Genomic DNA, 17,820 nt, shown 5'->3' with positions numbered 1-17,820 from the left:
CTTCGTCGCATGCCCGCTGGCGGGGGCGCCGGCCGACGGCCAGAATCGCGACCATGTCCGATGCGTCCCCGCCCTTCCCCGGCCCCCTGGCCGGGACCTCGCCTGCCCGCGCGCCCCGGTCGCCGTGGGACGCCGCGCTGCAGATCTTCAACCTGCGCATGATCGCGATCGCGTTCTACTTCTGCCTGGCCATGGCGGGCGCCCGCTCGCTGACCTGGATGACCGGCGACATGACCGCCGACGCCTGGGCGCTGTCCTGGCTGGCCTTCACCCGGCAGACGCTGCTGACGGCGCTCAGCGTGCTGGCGATGCTGGCGCTGGCCGAGGCCTGGCTGGCCCGGCCCGGCGCGCGCGGCGCGATCGCGGTGCGCGGCGTGGCCATCGCCGCCGGTGCCACGATCGGCTCCATGCTGCGCTACTGGGTCGCCAATCTGGGCAACCCCGGCGCCCAGCTGCATTGGGACTGGATGCTCTCGACCACGATGCTGTGGCTGCTGCTGGGCAGCTTCTCCAGCGCGTTGCTGCAGGGCATGCGCGAGGAGCGCCAGGCCCAGGCCCAACTCGCCGAGCTGGTGCGCCAGCACGAGCAGTTGCAGGCGCGCCAGATGGAGGCCCAGTTGTCCGCGCTGAACGCGCAGATCGAGCCGCACTTCCTGTTCAACACGCTGGCCAACGTCAAGCGCCTGTATGAGACCGTCCCCGAGCGCGGCCGCGACATGATGACCAGCCTGATCGCCTACCTGCGGGCGGCGCTGCCGAGCATGCGCCAGGGCGTTTCCTCGCTGGGTCAGGAGCTGGAACTGGCGCGCAGCTACCTGACGATCCTGCAGATGCGCATGGGCGACCGGCTGCGTTTCGACATCGAGACCGATGCCGCGCTGCTGGCCACGCCGTTGCCGCCGATGGTGCTGCCGACGCTGGTGGAGAACGCCATCAAGCACGGCCTGTCGGCGCTGCCCGAGGGGGGCCGCATCGACATCGCGGTGCGCCGCGAGCCGGCCGGCGACGGCCTGACGCTGGAGGTCCGGGACACCGGCCAGGGCTTCGCCGGCAGCGGCGGCAGCGGCGTCGGGCTGGCCAACACGCGCGCGCGGCTGACCGCGATGTACGGGCGCGAGGCCTGGCTTGAGCTCGAGGCCGTCCAGCCTCACGGCGTCGCGGCGCGTATCCGCGTGCCCATGGCCCAGGGCGCGCGCCGTCCCGCGCCGACGGCGAGGGCCGCCGCATGAGCGCGGGAACGACGGCGCGGTCCGACGCGGGCAACGCGGCCCACGGGGTCCAAAGGGTCCAGGCGAGCCATGCGGCCAACGCGGCCCAAGCGGCGGACACGGCCGATGGCGCCAGCGCGCCGCGAGGCGCCGCCGCGCCCGCTGCCGCCGCGCCTCCCGCCACCGCGTCCATCGGCCTGGCCGGCCTGCCGGGCCATGTCTGGCGCTCGTGGCGGTCGCTGCGTGGCGAGGAGCTGTCCTGGTTCCTGCTGATGGGCGTGTTCTACGGGCTCGTCGACGCCAGCAGCATCTTCTACGTCATGGACAACCCGCGCTGGCCGGCCGCGCTGGCCAACCAGATGCTGACGCCGCTGCTGGTGGCGATGGTGATCCTGTCGCTCTGGCTGCCGACCAACCGCGGCGCGCCGGACGATCGCTGGCGTTTCGGCTGGCTGGCGCTGGCGGTGCTGGTCGGCGCCTTCCTGTCCAAGTTGATCTACGACGCCGTCATGCCGGCGCTGCACCTGCCGTCCATCGCCGACCTGGCCCGCGAGCGCAAGGAGGAGGCCGACTTCCGGCCGATCCGCTGGGTCACCTTCATCGGCGAATGCCTGTCCATCTTCGTCACCTCCATCCTGTCCGTCGCCTGGTACGAGGTGATGCAGCGCCGCCGCCGCACCCGCGCGCGGCTGGAGCGCATGCTGCACGAGCAAAGCGCGATGCAGCGCCGCGCGGTGTCCTCGCGGCTGGCCGCGCTGCAGGCGCAGGTGGAGCCGCAGTTCCTGTTCGACACGCTCGTCGACGTCGAGCGCGCCTACGATCGTGACGAACCCGGCGCCGGCGAGCAGCTGGAGCGGCTGATCCGTCACCTGCGCGTCGCGTTGCCTCGCCTGCGCGACAGCGGCGTCACGCTCGAATCGGAAGCCGCGCTGCTGGACAGCTACCTGGCCGTCATCGCCGGCCGACAGCGTCGCACCTTGCCCTTGACCACCGACTGGCCGGCCTGGCTGGCGTCGCGACCGCTGCCGCCGATGCTGCTGCTGCCGCTGGCGCAGGCAATGCTGCGCGACGCGACGCGGCTGCCGTCGCAGGCGCGTCTGACCGCGAGCGAGTTGCCCGGCGGCGGCTTGCGCCTGCGGCTGGCCTTGGACGGCGGCGGCCTGTGCGGCGAGGAGAGCGCGCTGCGCGCGCTCAGCGAGCGGCTCGAACGCCTGGACGGCGCCACGCCAGCCCGACTGCATTGCCGCAGCAATGCCGGCGATACCGAATTCACCCTGGAGCTGCCCGCATGAGCCGCCATCACGCCACCCCGACCGCGGTCGTCGCCGAGGACGAGGAAACCCTGCGCCATGAACTGATCGACCGCCTGGAGCAGCTCTGGCCCGAGCTGAGCATCGTCGGCGAGGCGGCCGACGGCGTGCAGGCGTTGCGCCTGCTGCACGAGTGCCAGCCGGACGTGCTCTTCCTGGACATCCAGATGCCGGGCGCCACCGGCCTGGACGTGGCTCGCCAGGTGCAGGGTCGCAGCCACGTGGTCTTCGTCACCGCCTACGACCAGTACGCCGTGTCGGCCTTCGATGAAGGCGCGGTGGACTATCTGCTCAAGCCGCTGGAGCCGGCGCGGCTCTTCACCGCGATCAACCGTGTCAAGCAGCGCCTGGCGGGGCCGCCGGCGGATCTGGGCGCGGTGCTCAGCCAGCTTGGCGCGCAGGCCGTCGCCGCACCGCAGCGCCAGTTCCTGCGCTGGATCAATGCCTCGGTGGGGCAGTCGCTGAAGCTGATCACCGTCGACGAGGTCCTCTACTTCCAGTCGGACAACAAGTACACCCGCGTCGCCACGCGCCAGGGCGAAGCGCTGATCCGCAAGCCGCTCAAGGAGCTCGTCGACGAGCTCGACCCGCAGCAGTTCTGGCAGATCCATCGCTCCACGCTGGTCAACGCCGCCGCCGTCGCCAGCGTCAGCCGCGACTTCCGCGGCCGCATGCAGGTCAAGCTCAAGGAACACGACGACGCCTTGATCGTCGCCGAGAGCTACACGCACCTGTTCCGCCAGATGTAAGAAGGAAGCTGCGGGAGGCCCAGGCCCCTCCCACAGTCCTCGGCACCAGACGGCTGAAGGACGGCGATGGTTCGGGACGGCGGGGCATGGGGTTTTGGCGCTTGCCGCCAAGGCCCCACGCCCCGGCGGCAAACGCGCCGGTCGTTGCAGGTGGGCGGTCGCCCCTTGTCGCCAACATGACCCCGGCGCCGCGTTCGGCCTTCCACAATCGTTCACCCGGGCACCAGCCAGCCCGGCACCGATGCGTCAAGGAACGCGTTGGGTGAACGATTTGGAGACATGCCATGGCCCTCACGGACGCCACAGCCACAGCCGCCCCCGAAGGCACCGACGCCTCGTCCGACGAGGACGCGACCGAGCAGCGCCACTACCGCATCTGCCCGCTCTGCGAAGCCTGCTGTGGCCTGGAAATCCGCACCCGCGCCACGCCGGGAGGCCGCGCGGTCGTCTCGATCCGGGGCGACGCGCAGGACCCATTCAGCCGCGGCTACCTGTGTCCCAAGGGCGTCGCGCTGAAGGACCTGCACGAGGACCCCGACCGACTGCGGCAGCCGATGCGCCGCCGCGACGACCGCTCCGGCTTCGATCCGGTCGGCTGGGATCAGGCCTTCGAAGAGATCGCGCGCCGCCTGCCTCCGCTGCGTGACCGCCATGGCGCCGACGCCGTCGCGCTGACGATCGGCAATCCCGCCTCGCACAAGATCGGCCTGTTCAGCTACTTCCCGCACCTGGCGCGTGCGCTCGGCACGCGCAACCTCTTCTCCGCGTCGACGCTGGATCAGATGCCCAAGCAGCTCGCCTGCGGGCTGATGTACGGCCACTGGCTGAGCGTGCCCGTGCCCGACCTGCCGCGGACCGATCTCATGATCATCCTCGGCGCCAATCCGATGGTCAGCAACGGCAGTCTCTGGACCGCGCCCGACTACCGCGGCAAGGCCAAGGCGCTGCGCGCGCGCGGCGGCCGCATCGTCGTCATCGATCCGCGCCGGACCGAGACCGCGCAAGCCGCCGACGAGCACCTCGCGATCCGCCCCGGCGGTGACGTCTTCCTGCTGCTGGGCCTGCTGCACACGCTGTTCGACGAAGACCTTGTGCGACTGGGTCGGATCGCCGATCACGTCGAAGGACTGGAGGCGCTACGCACCGTCGCCGCCGACTACGCGCCCGAGCGTTGCGCGTCCCACTGCGGCATCCCCGCGGCGACCGTGCGGCAGCTCGCGCGCGAGTTCGCCACCACCGAGCGGGCGGTGCTCTACGGCCGCATCGGCACCTGCACGCAGCGCTTCGGCTCGGTCAACAGCTGGCTGATCGACGTCCTCAACATCCTCACGGGCCACTTCGATGTCGAGGGCGGGTTGATGTTCCCCAAGGCCGCCGCCTTCGCCGCCAACACGATGGGCCGCGCCGGCCAGGGCAAGGGCGTCGCCACCGGACGGCGCCACAGCCGCGTCAGCCGCGCGCCCGAGGTGATGGGCGAACTGCCCATCAGCTGCCTGGCCGAGGAGATCGAGACCCCCGGCGACAGGCAGGTCCGCGCGCTGATCACCGTGGCCTGCAATCCGGTGCTGTCGTCGCCGAACGGCGCGCGTCTGGCCCGGGCGCTCGACGGGTTGGACTTCATGGTCAGCCTCGACCCCTACCTCAACGAGACCAGCCGCCACGCCGACTTCATCCTGCCGCCGCCGTCGCCGCTGGAGGACTGGCACTACGACATGGTGTTCGCGCAGCTCTCCTGGCGCAATCACGCGCGCTGGTCGGGACCGGTGCTCCCGGCGGCCTCGGGTCGGCCAGATGCCGATACCGCTACCGATCCCGATGCAGACCGCACCCGCGACGAACCGCCTGCCCCGCGGGCCGAGTGGGAAACCTTGCTGCGACTGGCCGCGATCCTCAACGGCCTGCCGCCGGACGCCGACCTGCAGGCTGTCGACGACGCAGCGCTGCGCGCCGAGTTGAAGCGCCAGGCCGGAGACAACGCCGACGCCGTCTTCTCGGCGCTCGAAGGCGGCGCCGGCCCGTCGCGATGGCTGGATCTGGGCCTGCGCTCCGGCCCCTACGGCGACGCGTTCGGCGCCCGGCCGGACGGACTCACGCTCGCCAAGGTGAAGGCCGCTCCGCACGGCATCGACCTGGGCGAACTGCAGCCCCGCATCCCGGAGGTGCTGCGCACGCCGTCAGGCCGCGTCGAGCTCGCGCCACCGTCCTTGCTGGACGACCTGACCCACGTCGACGCGGCGCTGCGACGGCCCACCGGCGACGAGCTGCTGCTGATCGGCCGCCGCGAGACCCGCAGCAACAACAGCTGGATGCACAACCTGCCGGTGCTGGCCAAGGGCCGCGAGCGCTGCACGCTGCTGGTCCATCCGGACGACGCCGCGCGCGCCGGCCTCGGCAACGGCCAGACCGCGCGGCTCAGCAACGCGCGCGGCAGCCTGCTGGCACAGGTGACTGTCAGCGCGGACATGCGTCCCGGCGTCGTCAGCCTGCCGCACGGCTGGGGACACGACCTCGCCGGCAGCCAGTTGTCCGTCGCGGCCCAACATCCCGGGGTCAACATGAACCTGCTACTCGACGAGGAAGCGCGCGACCCGGTGTCCGGAACGTCCGTGCTGAGCGGCATTCCGGTGCGGCTCAGCGCGGCGGCGGAGCCGCTGGCGCACGGCTGAACTGCGAGCGCGGCGCGGCACCGCACCGCATCGCCACTCGCCGCATCACCGGACTACCACAAGCATCCGCTCCTAGTCGCCTTGAGGCGCGACCACGGCCTCCACCTGCGCCTGCGCGCTGCGCGCCAGCAGCGCGGCGGGCACCAGCGCCGGGAACGCCGTGGGGAAGCGCCCCGCCAGCACGCCGCTCATCAGCTCCAGGTGGTGCATCACCTCCCACTGCTTGCTGAGCGCGCGTGACGGCGGCGTGCGGTCGATCATGCTGCTGAGGTAGCGCCGCACCGCCTCGGTCGGACCGAAGCACGAATCGCGGCGATCGAGCGCCTTGCGGAACGACTGCAACGCGTGCTGGAAGCGCGCGTCGGCCCCTCGCTCGTCGGAGGCGAACCGACCGCCCATGAAATGCTCGATCCACACCGCGCCCGGCTCGGGCCGGTCGCGATGGAGGTAGCTCAGGCGGAAGGACACCGTCCGCGACGACAGCTCCGGCACATCGGGCCGCGACGGCAACGTCGTGTAGTCCGAGAACCCGACCTCGCCGTTGGCACCGAACCCCAGATGCCGGTCGGAAAAGAAATGCCGCTCCTGCGTGCGCAGTTGCTGCGCTTCCGGCAGCCGCCGTTCCTCGATCCAGACGCACCCGGCGTCGCCGGCCGCGGCGCGCGCCAGCGGCGCCGGCGCGGAGTCCTTGAAGAACACACGCCGCACCGGCACGCGGGCCAGCAGCGCCATCACGTCCGCCAGCGGCGGCGCGTCGCTGCCCACCACCACGCCCACCGGCCGCGTGCCGAAGATATGCACGAAGCGCCGCACCACCTCCGGCGTCAGCGCCGGCCCCAGCATCAAGGTGGGATGGATCCACTGCCGCTGCGGCAACGAGGTGAACAGATTGCGCCCCCAGTCCAACGCCTGCAACGGCGGCAGATGCTCGAAGTCCTGCCGCAGCGGATTGACCACCAGCCAGACCTGCTGCCGATGCGCCTCGCAGGCTTCGAGCGTGTGCCGCAGCGACGTCACCGCCTGCCGCACCGGCTCGACGATCGGCTGCACCTGCCCCTCCGGGCCCAGCGTCGGCGCCAGGTGCCGCAGGGCCAGCACCTCCTTCTGTTTGCCGTGGAGATATGGGAAATACATGGTCAGGACCTCAACGCAGTCAATGGGAGGGAACGGATCATGCGGAGCCCTCGCTCATTCGTCTGCAGTGATCGCCTCCATGCATGAGGCAAGTCAAAGGACTCGCAAAAATGACGCGAAGTTCACTTCTGAAAACCGCACCGTTCCAGAGGACCTCGCCACTGATCCGCCCCTTTCGCGGGACCGTTTGGCGTCCAGGCAACACCTGACCCTCGATGCGAACTTCACGGGCCGCGTCGACGCATCGAGCGATGCACCAGCCCCCTGATCGGGCCACGTCGCGCGCATGAAAAAGGCGCCGGCCGCTTGTCGCGGACCGACGCCTCGGGGCGCGGGCGAGCGGGCCGATGGCCCGCGCCGATGCGGGATCAGGACGGCTGACGCGACGCGTCCAGGCCCCCGCCCAGCACCTTGTAGAGCTGCACCTGGTTCTGCAGTTGCGCCAGGCGCACCTGCAGCGCGAGCTGCTGCGCGGCGAAGCTGGAACGCTGCGCGTCGAGCAGGTCCAGCGTCGACGCCGCACCATTGCGGTAGCTCAGATCCACCAGTTGCAGACGGGTCGCCTCGGCGGCGGCCTGCGCATCCTGGGCGCGCAGTTGCTCGTCCAGCGTGGCGCGACCGGCCAGCGCGTCCGAGACCTCCTTGAACGCCGTCTGCACGACCTTCTCGTACTGCGCGATCGCGATCTCGCGGTTGGCGCGAGCGGCCTCCACGTTGTTGCGCACGCGGCCGGCGTCGAAGATCGGCATCAGCGCGGACCCGGCGATGCTCCAGGCGCTCTGGCTGAACAGGTCGGACAGCGCGCTGCTGGCCGTGCCCACGCTGGTCGTCAGCGTGATGCTCGGGAAGTAAGCCGCGCGGGCGACGCCGATGTTGGCCTCGGAGGCCACCAGTTGCTGCTCGGCCTGACGCACGTCGGGACGGCGCACCAGCACCTCCGACGGCATGCCGGCCAGCAGCGCACCCATGGTCTGCGCGCTCAGCGGCTGCGCCGCCGGCAGCGTGTCCGGCAGGCGCTGGCCCACCAGCAGCGTCAGCGAGTTCAGGTCCTGCTGGCGCGTGCGCTCGGCTTGCGCCAGCGTGGCGCGGGCCGATTCGTAGGACGACTTGGCGGTGCTCAGGTCGAGGTTGGACGCGGCGCCGTTGTCGAACTTCAGCTGCATCAGCTTGAGGCTGTCCTCGCGCGTAGCCAGCGTCTGGCGGGTCAGCGCCAGCAGTTCCTCGTCGGCCTGCACCGCCAGGTAAGCCGACGCGACGCCGGCCACCAGGCTGATCTGCGCCGACCGCGCCGCCTCGCCCTGCGCCATGTAGGTGGCGAAGGCCGCGGCGCTGCTGTTCTTCACGCGGCTGAACAGGTCCAGCTCATACGACGTGATCTGCAGGCCGGCCTGGTAGACGCTGACGATCTGGTTGCCGCCGTTGGCCGTCGCCTGCGGGCCGCGCTGGCCGGACAGGCCCAGGTTGACCGTGGGCCAGCGGCTGGCCGCCGCGACGCCCGCCTGGGCGCGCGCCACGTCGACGTTCAGCAGCGCCATGCGCAGGTCGCGGTTGTTCTTCAGCGCGAGGTCGATCAGCTGCTTGAGCCGCTCGTCGCGGAAGAACTGCTGCCATTGCAGCTCGGTCGCAACCTGGGCGTCGGCCGCCTCGGCGCCCGGGCCTTGCGGCCACTGCGCCGCCACCGGCGCCTCGGGACGCTGGTGCTCGGGCGCGAGGTTCACGCAGCCCGCGAGCAGCACCACGGCCGCCGCCGCGGCGCCCAGCAGGGAGAGTTTTCTTTTCATCATGTTCAGACTCCGTCGACGTTCTTGGCCGCGGTGCTCGCGTCCGGGCCGTCGAGTTCGTGCGTGTACATCTTGCGCTGGCGCTCGCTGCCCTTGAAGAAGCGGCGCACCACCAGGAAGAACACCGGCACGAAGACCACCGCCAGCAGGGTCGCCGTGACCATGCCGGACAGCACGCCGGTACCGATCGCGCGCTGGCTGGCCGAGCCCGCGCCGTTCGCGAAGAACAGCGGCGTCACGCCCAGGATGAAGGCCAGCGAGGTCATGATGATCGGACGGAAGCGCAGGTGCGCCGCCTCCAGGATCGCCTCGACCAGCCCCTTGCCCTGCGCCTGCAGGTCCTTGGCGAACTCGATGATCAGGATCGCGTTCTTCGCCGACAGGCCGATGATGGTGATCAGGCCGACCTTGAAGTACACGTCGTTGGGCATGCCGCGCAGCGTCGCCCCGGCCAGCGCGCCCAGCAGGCCCAGCGGCACCACCAGCATCACCGACAGCGGGATGGACCAGCTCTCGTACAGCGCCGCCAGGCACAGGAACACCGCCAGCAGCGAGAACGCCAGCAGGATGGTCGCCTGCGAGCCCGACAGCTGCTCTTCACGCGACAGGCCGGTCCACTCGAAACCGATGCCGGGCGGGAGTTGCGAGATCATGCCCTCGAGCTCCTTCATCGCCTGGCCCGTCGAGGCGCCGGGCGCCGCGTCGCCGGCCAGGCGCATCGCCGGATAGCCGTTGTAGCGGGTGGCCTGCATCTGGCCGGTGATCCAGCGGCTGGACGCGAAGGCGGACAGCGGCACGTTGGTGCCCGAGGCGTTCGTGACGTTGATCGCCAGCACGTCCTCCGGCGTCATGCGCTTGGGCGCGTCGGCCTGGATCACGACACGCTGCATGCGGCCAGCGCTCGGGAAGTCGTTGACGTACGACGAGCCCAGCTGGATGCCCAGCGTGCGCCCGATCGTGTCGTAGCTGACGCCCAGCGCCTGCGCCTTGTCGCGGTCGATGTCGACCTGCAGTTGCGGCGCGTCTTCCAGACCGTCCGGACGCATGCCGGTGATGATCTTGCTCTTCTGCGCCATGCCCATCAGCTGGTTGCGGGCGTTCAGCAGCGCCTCGTGGCCGAGGCCGCCGCGGTCCTGCAGGCGCAGCGCGAAGCCGGTCGCCGTGCCCAGCTCGGGGATGGGCGGGGGCGACAGCGGGAAGATGAACGCGTCCCGCACGCCCACCATCATCGCGCCCATCACCCGGCCGGCCAGCGCCTGCGCGCTGTGCTCGGCGCCCTTGCGCTCGTCCCACGACTTCAGCGGCACGAACACCAGCGCGGCGTTCTGGCCCTGGCCCGAGAACGAGAAGCCGATCACGCCGATGGTGTCGGCCACTTCCGGCTGCTTGTGCAGGAACTGCTCGACGGCGGCGACGGCGGCCTCGGTCCGGTTGGACGTGGCGCCCGGCGGCAGCTGGACGTTGACGATCAGGTAGCCCTGGTCTTCATTGGGCAGGAACGACGTCGGCATGCGCACGTACAGCCAGCCCACCACCGCGACGACCGCCACGAAGGCGATCATCATGCCGCCGCTGCGCTTGAGCAGCTTGGCCACCCAGCCCTCGTAGCCCTTGGCGGTGCGCGAGAAGCCGCGGTTGAACCAGCCGAAGAAGCCGCGCTTCTCGTGGTGGTGACCGGCGTCCACCGGCTTGAGCAGCGTCGCGCACAGCGCCGGCGTCAGGGACAGCGCCATCAGCGCCGACAACGCCATCGACGCCACCATCGCCAGCGAGAACTGGCGATAGATGTTGCCCACCGAGCCGGAGAAGAACGCCATCGGGATGAACACCGCGATCAGCACCGTCGTGATGCCGATGATGGCGCCGGAGATCTGGCCCATCGCCTTCTTGGTCGCCTCGCGGGGGCTCAGGCCCTCCTCGCTCATGATGCGCTCGACGTTCTCGACGACGACGATCGCGTCGTCGACCAGGATGCCGATCGCCAGCACCATGCCGAACAGCGTCAGCACGTTGATCGAGAAGCCCATCGCCAGCATCACGCCGAAGGTGCCCAGCAGCGCCACCGGCACCACCAGCGTCGGGATCAGCGTGTAGCGCCAGTCCTGCAGGAACAGGAACATCACCAGGAACACCAGGATGACGGCCTCGACCAGGGTCTCGACGACCTGCGAGATCGAGATCTTTACGAACTTCGACGAGTCGTACGGGATCACGTAATCGACGCCGGCCGGGAAGTACTTCTTCAGTTCCTCCATGCGGGCCTTGACCGCGGTCGCCGTGCCCAGCGCGTTGCCGGTGGGCGAGAGCTGCACGCCGATGCCGGTGGACGGCTTGCCGTTCAAGCGGGTATAGGTGCTGTAGCTCTGGCCGCCCAGCTCGATCCGGGCGACGTCCTTCAGGCGGACCGTGGAGCCGTCGGTATTGGCACGCAGGACGATGTTCTCGAACTGGTCCTTGTTCTCCAACTGGCCCTTGACCACGATGGTCGCGGACATGGTCTGGTCGGTGGTGTTCGGGCGGTCGCCCAGCACGCCCGCCGGCACCAGCGCGTTCTGCGCCGAGACGGCGGCGTTCACTTCAGCCGGGCTGAGGTTGAACGACTGCATCTTGGCCGGATCCAGCCAGATGCGCATCGCGCGCTCGGAGCCGAACAGCTGCGCCTGACCGACGCCGGCGATCCGCTGGATCTCGGGCACGACGTTGCGCGCGGCGTAATCGCCCAGCGCGATCGGGTCCATCGAGCCGTCCCTGGACGCCATCGTCACGAACAGCAGGAAGTTGGAGCGTGACTTGTCGACGCGCACGCCCTGCTGCGTGACCGCCGCCGGCAGGCGCGGCGAGGCGCGCGAGAGGCGGTTCTGGATCTCGACCTGCGCCAGGTCGATGTTGGTGCCCGATTCGAAGGTCACCGTGATCGAGCCGGTGCCGTTGGCCTGGCTGATCGATTCCATGTAGGCCAGGCCGGGTGCGCCGTTGAGCTCCTGCTCGATGACGGAGACGACCGCTTCGTCCAGCGTCTTGGCCGAGGCGCCCGGATACGCCACCGAGATCACCAGCGAAGGCGGCGCCACGGTCGGGTACTGGGCCACCGGCAGCTGGGTGACGGCCACCCCACCGAAGACCAGGATGAACAAGGCGATCACCCACGCGAAGATGGGGCGATCAATGAAAAAACGAGCCATGTCTTGGTTCCTTCCCGAGCGTCAGGCGCTCAGCGGCCCGCCGCGGCGGACGCGGCGGCACCACTTGCGGCCGGAGCCGAGCCCGAGGCGCCGCCAGCCGGCGCGAAGGGCACCGGGTTGACGGGAGCACCCGGGACGAACATCTTCTGGAAGCCGTCGGCGATGACTTTCTCGCCGGGCTTGAGACCGTCCAGCACCACCCACTGGTTGCCCACGGCGTTGCCGATCTTGACCTTGCGCGGCGCCGGCTTGTTGTCCGGGCCGACGACCAGGACGGTGTCGCCGGCGGAGCCGCGCGTCACCGCCTGCTGCGGCAGCATCATCGCGGCCGGCAGTTCGGCCTGGGCGACGCGCACGCGCACGTACTGGCCCGGCAGCAGCAGGCCGTCGGGATTGGGCACCTCGGCGCGCAGCGTGACCTGGCCGGAGGTCGGATCGACCGTCAGGTCGGTGAACAGCAGCTTGCCCGGACGGGCATAGACGGTGCCGTCGTCGCCGACGATCTGCACCTGCGCGGCATTGGCGCCGGCACTGCGCAACTGGCCCGCGGCCAGCGCGCGGCGCATGGCCTGCACGTCGTTGGCGGACTGGGTGAAGTTGACGTAGACGCTGCTGACCTGCTGGATCAGCGCCAGCTGGGTCGCGTCGGCGGCGCCGACCAGCGCGCCCTCGGTCACCAGCGCGCGACCGATGCGACCGGAGATGGGCGCGTAGACGTGCGCGTAGTCCAGGCTCAGCTTGGCCTGCACTGCGGCCGCCTTGGCGGCGGCGACGTCGGCCTCGGCCGACTTGGCGGCGGCCACGGAGGTGATGTACTCCTGCTGGCTGATCGCCTTGGCGTCGGCCAGCGGCTTGTTGCGCTGGGCCTGCGCCGCGGCCTGGTTCAGGTTGGCCTGCGCCTTGGCGACGGTGGCGTTGGCGCTGTCCAGCGCGGCCTGGTACGGCGCGGGGTCGATCAGGAACAGCGCCTGGCCGGCCTTCACTTCCGAGCCCTCGGTGAACAGCCGCTTCAGCACCACGCCGTTGACCCGGGCGCGGACCTGCGCGACGCGCAGCGCCTCGACGCGGCCGGGCAGCTCGGTCTGCAGCGCCACCGGCTGCTCACCCACCGTGACGACCCCCACGTTGGCCGGCGGCATGCCGCCGCCGTGGGCGCCGGCCGCCGCCTTCTCGTCCTTGCCGCAGGCGGTCAGCACCGCGGCCAGGGACACCAGCAGCGGCAGCAGGTACAGCATGCGCGCGCCGGCCTTCAGGCCTGGGCGCTCCGACCCCGGCAATTCTTGTGACAGAGGGGTAGACATCACGATGGGATTCCTCTCGCAGTACGGGTAAGCAGATCCAGAAACCGAAGATGCGCAATGCGACGCATCTTCTGGCAATACACAGGTTCTCCGCAACGACGCGCGGCGTTGTCGCGAATCGACACGACCCCGCCCCGCGAACGGCCACGGCGCGGCCGGTCGCCTTGAAAAGCGCAGAGTATATACATACATTCGTGCATGTATGTTTATTGACTTCTTCTAGAATCCAGCCCCATGGCACGCCGAACCAAACAAGAAGCCCAGGAGACCCGTGAGCGCCTGCTCGACGCGGCGGAGATGCTGTTCCATGAGCGTGGCGTGTCGCGCACCTCCCTGCAGGACATCGCCCAGACCGCGGGCGTCACGCGCGGCGCGGTGTACTGGCACTTCGAGGACAAGGTGCAGCTCTTCAACGCGATGATGGAGCGGGCCACCATGCCGCTGGAGGAGGGTTTCGACGCCGAGCCGTCGGCCTCCGTGGACCGGCCGCTCGAGGACCTGCGCCTGCGCCTGTTGAATGTCATGCATTGCGCGGTACACAACGCCCGCACGCGGCGGGCGTTCGAGATCGCCAACCTGCGGGTGGAGTTCGTCGGCGAGATGGCTTCCATCCACGGCCGCAAGGTCGCCGCGCACCGCGAGTGGACGGCCCGCAACCGCGACACCTTCGAGCGGGCGATCACCCTGGGCCAGATGCCCAAGGACTTGGACACGCACCAGGCGGCCATCGGCCTGATGGCGCTGATCGGCGGGCTGCTGCATCACTGGATCATGGACCCCGAGGCCTTCGACCTGATCAAGGACGGCCAGGCGCGGCTGGAGCATTACCTGTCCAGCCTGACCATCCCGGTGCCCAACCGCTTCGGCCCGATCACCGACGCGGAACGCCGCGCGCTGGGCCGCCAGGCGCTCTGCGACGCCCCTCGCAAGGACGAGGACATCCCCCCAGAAGCGCTCCGCACACCGCCCGTCAAGCCTCGGGACTCGTCAAATCCGGGCTAAAGCCCTGCAAATATGTGGTCTCCCCTGAGGGAAATCCCAGGGGGAGGCGACAATAGAGGGTTGCCCACGCCCGAGCCGCCGCCGTGTCCGTCACCGTTCCGCCCCCTACTCGTCCGCTGTCCGATCTGAAGAAGACCGGCCAGAAGGCGCTGACCGCGTATCGCCCCTTCTGGGCGAAGCGCTTCGGCCCCGCGCCCTTCCTGCCGATGAGCCGGGAGGAGATGACGCAACTCGGCTGGGACAGCTGCGACATCATCATCGTCAGCGGTGACGCCTACGTGGACCATCCCAGCTTCGGCATGGCGGTGATCGGCCGGACGCTGGAGGCGCAGGGCTTCCGGGTCGGCATCATCGCGCAGCCGGACTGGAACTCGCCGGACGCCTTCCGCGCGCTGGGCAAGCCGAACCTGTTCTTCGGCGTGGCGGCCGGCAACATGGATTCGATGATCAACCATTACACGGCGGACCGAAAGATCCGGTCGGACGACGTGTACACGCCGGGCGGCGGCGCCGGCAAGCGGCCCGACCGCGCGACGCTGGTCTACACGCAGCGTTGCAAGGAAGCGTTCAAGGACGTGCCGGTGATCATCGGCGGCATCGAGGCCTCGCTGCGCCGCATCGCCCATTACGACTACTGGCAGGACAAGGTCAGGCGCTCCATCCTGGTGGACTCCAAGGCCGACCTGCTGGTCTACGGCAACGCCGAGCGCGCCATCATCGAGATCGCCCACCGCCTGGCGCAGAAGAAGCCGATCGAGTCGATCACCGACGTGCGCGGCACCGCCTTCATGCGCCGGCCCGACGATGCGTCGCTGGACGGCTGGTTCGAGATCGACTCCACCGATGTCGACGCGCCCGGCAAGATCGACGCGCTGCTCAGCCCCTACATGACGACCGAGGAAGCGGCGGCCGACCAGGGCACCGACTGCTCGAAGCAGAAGGCCGGTGCCGCCGAGGCGGCTTCCGGCGCATCCGCCGCCGGCGCTCCCGCCGAAGCGGGCATGGCCGAGGTCAAGCCGATCAGGATCGTCCGCCAGACCCTGGCCCGCACCGGCGGCGACGGCCGCGCGCTGGTCACGCCGCGCGATCGCACGGTGATCCGCCTGCCCGCCTTCGAGCAGGTCCGGAGCGACCCGGTGCTCTACGCCCACGCCAACCGCGTGCTGCACCTGGAGACCAACCCGGGCAACGCCCGCGCGCTGGTGCAGCGGCACTCGTCCGGCGGCGTCGACCGCGACGTCTGGCTCAACCCGCCGCCGATCCCGCTGACGACGGTCGAGATGGACCACGTCTTCGACCTGCCCTACGCCCGCAGCCCGCATCCGGTCTACGCGGACGAGCACGGCAGCCACGACGACAAGACCAAGATTCCGGCCTGGGAAATGATCCGGTTCTCGGTGAACATCATGCGCGGTTGCTTCGGCGGCTGCACCTTCTGCTCGATCACCGAGCACGAGGGCCGCGTGATCCAGAGCCGCAGCGAGGACTCGGTCATCCGCGAGATCGAGGACATCCGCGACAAGGTCAAGGGCTTCACCGGGATCATCTCGGACCTGGGCGGGCCGACCGCCAACATGTGGCACATCGGCTGCAAGAGTCCGGAGATCGAGGCCGCCTGCCGCAAGCCGAGCTGCGTGTACCCCGGCATCTGCCCCAACCTGCACACCGACCACGGCCCTCTGATCAAGCTGTACCGCCGCGCCCGCGCGCTGCGCGGCGTGAAGAAGATCCTGATCGGCTCCGGCCTGCGCTACGACCTGGCGATCGAGTCCCCGGAGTACATCCAGGAGCTGGTGACCCACCACGTCGGCGGCTACCTCAAGATCGCGCCCGAGCACACCGAGGGCGGCCCGCTGTCCAAGATGATGAAGCCGGGCATCGGCACCTACGACCGCTTCAAGCAGCTGTTCGAGCAGGCCAGCGCCGCGGCCGGCAAGAAGCAGTTCCTGATCCCCTACTTCATCGCCGCCCACCCGGGCACCGCCGACGAGGACATGATGAACCTGGCCCTCTGGCTCAAGCGCAACGGCTTCCGCGCGGACCAGGTCCAGACCTTCTATCCCAGCCCGATGGCCACGGCCACGGCGATGTACCACTCCGGCAAGAACCCGCTGAAGAAGGTCACCCGCGACAGCGAGCCCGTCGACATCGTCAAGGGCGAGCGCCGCAGGCGCCTGCACAAGGCCTTCCTGCGCTATCACGACCCCAACAACTGGCCGCTGCTGCGCGAGGCGCTCAAGGACATGGGCCGGGCCGACCTGATCGGCAACGGCAAGCACCACCTGATCCCGACCTTCCAGCCGGTGACGGATGGCGGCTATCAGTCTGCGCGCCGCAAGAACTCCACCGACGCCGGCGCCAAGGTCGCGCCCAACAAGCCGCGGGCGGGACAGCTGCTGACGCAGCACACCGGCCTGCCGCCGCGGGAAACCGGCGCGGCCCGGGCACCGCAACGCCCGGCGGGCGTGGGTGCGCGCCCGCAAGCGGCCGGCCAGTCGTCAAACGTGAGCGCGCTTCCGCAAGCGGCAGGCAAGCCGTCGGGCGCACGCCCGAACGGGCGGCCCGATGCGCGGCCGAACAGCGGCACGAGCGGCTCAAGAGGCCCCGGCGGCCGCCCCGCCGCCAAGCGCGGTCAGCGCTGAGGGGCGGCGGGATCCGGAGGCCGTGAGGCCTCCGCCGCCGGCGCCGGCTTCATCCATCGCCAGAGCCGCCATCCCAGGCTGACCCAGGTCCAGAGCCTGGCGATCCGTCCCGCGCCGGACCCCTCCGTCGCGCCGTCGCCGGACCGCCCTTTGCGGCGGAAGGCCCGGAACAATCCGGCCAAGCCGCCCGCGGCGCCGAGCGCCCCCAGCGTCCGCCACGCGCGCGGCGCGCTGCCGAGCAGCCGCCACAGCGCATGGCCGCGCTCGGCCCATTGCATCGGGCGCTCGAGCGCCTGCGCGTCATGGATCAGGCCGAGCCTGAGCTCGGCGCTGCGCAGTTGAAGCTCCAGTTGCCGCAGCCGGAGCCGTTGTCGGGCGGCGTGCCACATCACCGCCGCTCCGTGTCGCTGGACTCGGGATCGAGCGCGCGCCGGTCCCGCGCCAGCTCGGCGACGCTCGCCGCGAAGGGCCGCCCCGCGGTCAGTTGCAGCCTGGCCCAGCGCCAGCACAGCCCGGCCCCGAGCAGGAAGGCCGCACCGAGCGCCGCGCCCAAGGGGGCTCGCCATTCATCGGGCACCCACAGCAGCGCCGCGAAGACCAGCATCAGCAACGCGGCCACGCCCAGCAGCAGCGCCAGCAGCAAGGCGGTCAGCGCGCCGAAGAGCCGCAGCAGCTCCGCCTGCAGCTCCACGCCCAGCAATTCCAGCCGCACGCGCGCCAGTTCCAGCGCCCGTTCGGCGATCCGGCGCAGCCGGTCCGCCAGGCTCAGGTCCTGTGAGTCCATCGATTGTTTCTCCTCTGTGTCCATGCCCTCGTGTTGCGAAAGCTATCACTGAATCGGGGGA

12 protein-coding genes are annotated in these 17,820 nt (G+C 70.2%); 6 read left to right on the top strand and 6 right to left on the bottom strand.

Going from position 1 to position 17,820, the window contains the following annotated elements; all coding sequences use genetic code 11:
* Positions 1–53 precede the first annotated feature (53 nt).
* From CDN99_RS19545 to CDN99_RS19530, 4 genes are all read left to right on the top strand, one after another.
* Positions 54–1,229: a sensor histidine kinase gene (locus CDN99_RS19545; RefSeq protein ID WP_158218892.1), complete on the top strand. Its 1,176-nt coding sequence runs from the start codon at positions 54–56 to the stop codon at positions 1,227–1,229.
* Complete coding sequence (locus CDN99_RS19540; RefSeq protein WP_088386568.1) at positions 1,226–2,500, top strand: histidine kinase; 1,275 nt, start codon at positions 1,226–1,228, stop codon at positions 2,498–2,500. The genes CDN99_RS19545 and CDN99_RS19540 overlap by 4 nt, the downstream gene beginning before the upstream one ends.
* On the top strand, positions 2,497–3,267 hold the full coding sequence (locus tag CDN99_RS19535) for a LytR/AlgR family response regulator transcription factor (protein WP_088386567.1): 771 nt from the start codon (positions 2,497–2,499) through the stop codon (positions 3,265–3,267). Before CDN99_RS19540 ends, CDN99_RS19535 begins: the two co-directional genes overlap by 4 nt.
* A 284-nt stretch (positions 3,268–3,551) precedes the next feature.
* Entirely contained in the window at positions 3,552–5,933 is a 2,382-nt protein-coding gene (locus tag CDN99_RS19530) for a molybdopterin-dependent oxidoreductase (protein WP_088386566.1), read from the top strand.
* 72 nt (positions 5,934–6,005) lie between these two features.
* On the opposite strand, the gene CDN99_RS19525 is transcribed toward CDN99_RS19530, so the two are convergent.
* From CDN99_RS19525 to CDN99_RS19510, 4 genes are all read right to left on the bottom strand, one after another.
* The gene (locus tag CDN99_RS19525) at positions 6,006–7,067 is read right to left on the bottom strand and encodes a sce7725 family protein (protein ID WP_088386565.1); all 1,062 of its coding nucleotides are present in this window, start codon (positions 7,065–7,067) and stop codon (positions 6,006–6,008) included.
* A gap of 368 nt (positions 7,068–7,435) precedes the next feature.
* Positions 7,436–8,851, bottom strand: a complete 1,416-nt coding sequence (locus CDN99_RS19520; RefSeq protein WP_088386564.1) for an efflux transporter outer membrane subunit — start codon at positions 8,849–8,851, stop codon at positions 7,436–7,438.
* Between the two features lie 2 nt (positions 8,852–8,853).
* Positions 8,854–12,030, bottom strand: a complete 3,177-nt coding sequence (locus CDN99_RS19515) for an efflux RND transporter permease subunit (protein ID WP_088386563.1) — start codon at positions 12,028–12,030, stop codon at positions 8,854–8,856.
* 29 nt (positions 12,031–12,059) lie between these two features.
* The gene (locus CDN99_RS19510) at positions 12,060–13,265 is read right to left on the bottom strand and encodes an efflux RND transporter periplasmic adaptor subunit (protein WP_088386562.1); all 1,206 of its coding nucleotides are present in this window, start codon (positions 13,263–13,265) and stop codon (positions 12,060–12,062) included.
* 300 nt (positions 13,266–13,565) lie between these two features.
* On the opposite strand from CDN99_RS19510, the gene CDN99_RS19505 reads away from it, so the two are divergent.
* Both CDN99_RS19505 and CDN99_RS19500 read left to right on the top strand, forming a co-directional pair.
* Complete coding sequence (locus CDN99_RS19505) at positions 13,566–14,333, top strand: TetR family transcriptional regulator (RefSeq protein WP_088386561.1); 768 nt, start codon at positions 13,566–13,568, stop codon at positions 14,331–14,333.
* 206 nt (positions 14,334–14,539) lie between these two features.
* Positions 14,540–16,975 carry a YgiQ family radical SAM protein gene (locus CDN99_RS19500; RefSeq protein ID WP_238139620.1) on the top strand — a complete coding sequence of 812 codons (2,436 nt, stop codon included), beginning with the start codon at positions 14,540–14,542 and terminating at the stop codon, positions 16,973–16,975.
* Here the strand turns inward: CDN99_RS19500 and CDN99_RS19495 are convergent.
* Both CDN99_RS19495 and CDN99_RS19490 read right to left on the bottom strand, forming a co-directional pair.
* A complete protein-coding gene (locus tag CDN99_RS19495) occupies positions 16,966–17,364 on the bottom strand; it encodes a hypothetical protein (protein ID WP_088386560.1) in 399 nt (132 codons plus the stop codon). The genes CDN99_RS19500 and CDN99_RS19495 overlap by 10 nt on opposite strands.
* Positions 17,364–17,759 (bottom strand): phage holin family protein, encoded by a 396-nt coding sequence (locus CDN99_RS19490; RefSeq protein ID WP_158218891.1) that lies wholly within the window; start codon positions 17,757–17,759, stop codon positions 17,364–17,366. Before CDN99_RS19490 ends, CDN99_RS19495 begins: the two co-directional genes overlap by 1 nt.
* Between the last annotated feature and the right edge of the window lie 61 nt (positions 17,760–17,820).

This window comes from Roseateles aquatilis (genome assembly GCF_002205645.1).
Lineage (GTDB): Bacteria > Pseudomonadota > Gammaproteobacteria > Burkholderiales > Burkholderiaceae_C > Roseateles > Roseateles aquatilis.
The sequence above is the reverse complement of the archived record's forward strand: the minus strand, read 5'-3'. Positions and strand labels throughout refer to the sequence as shown.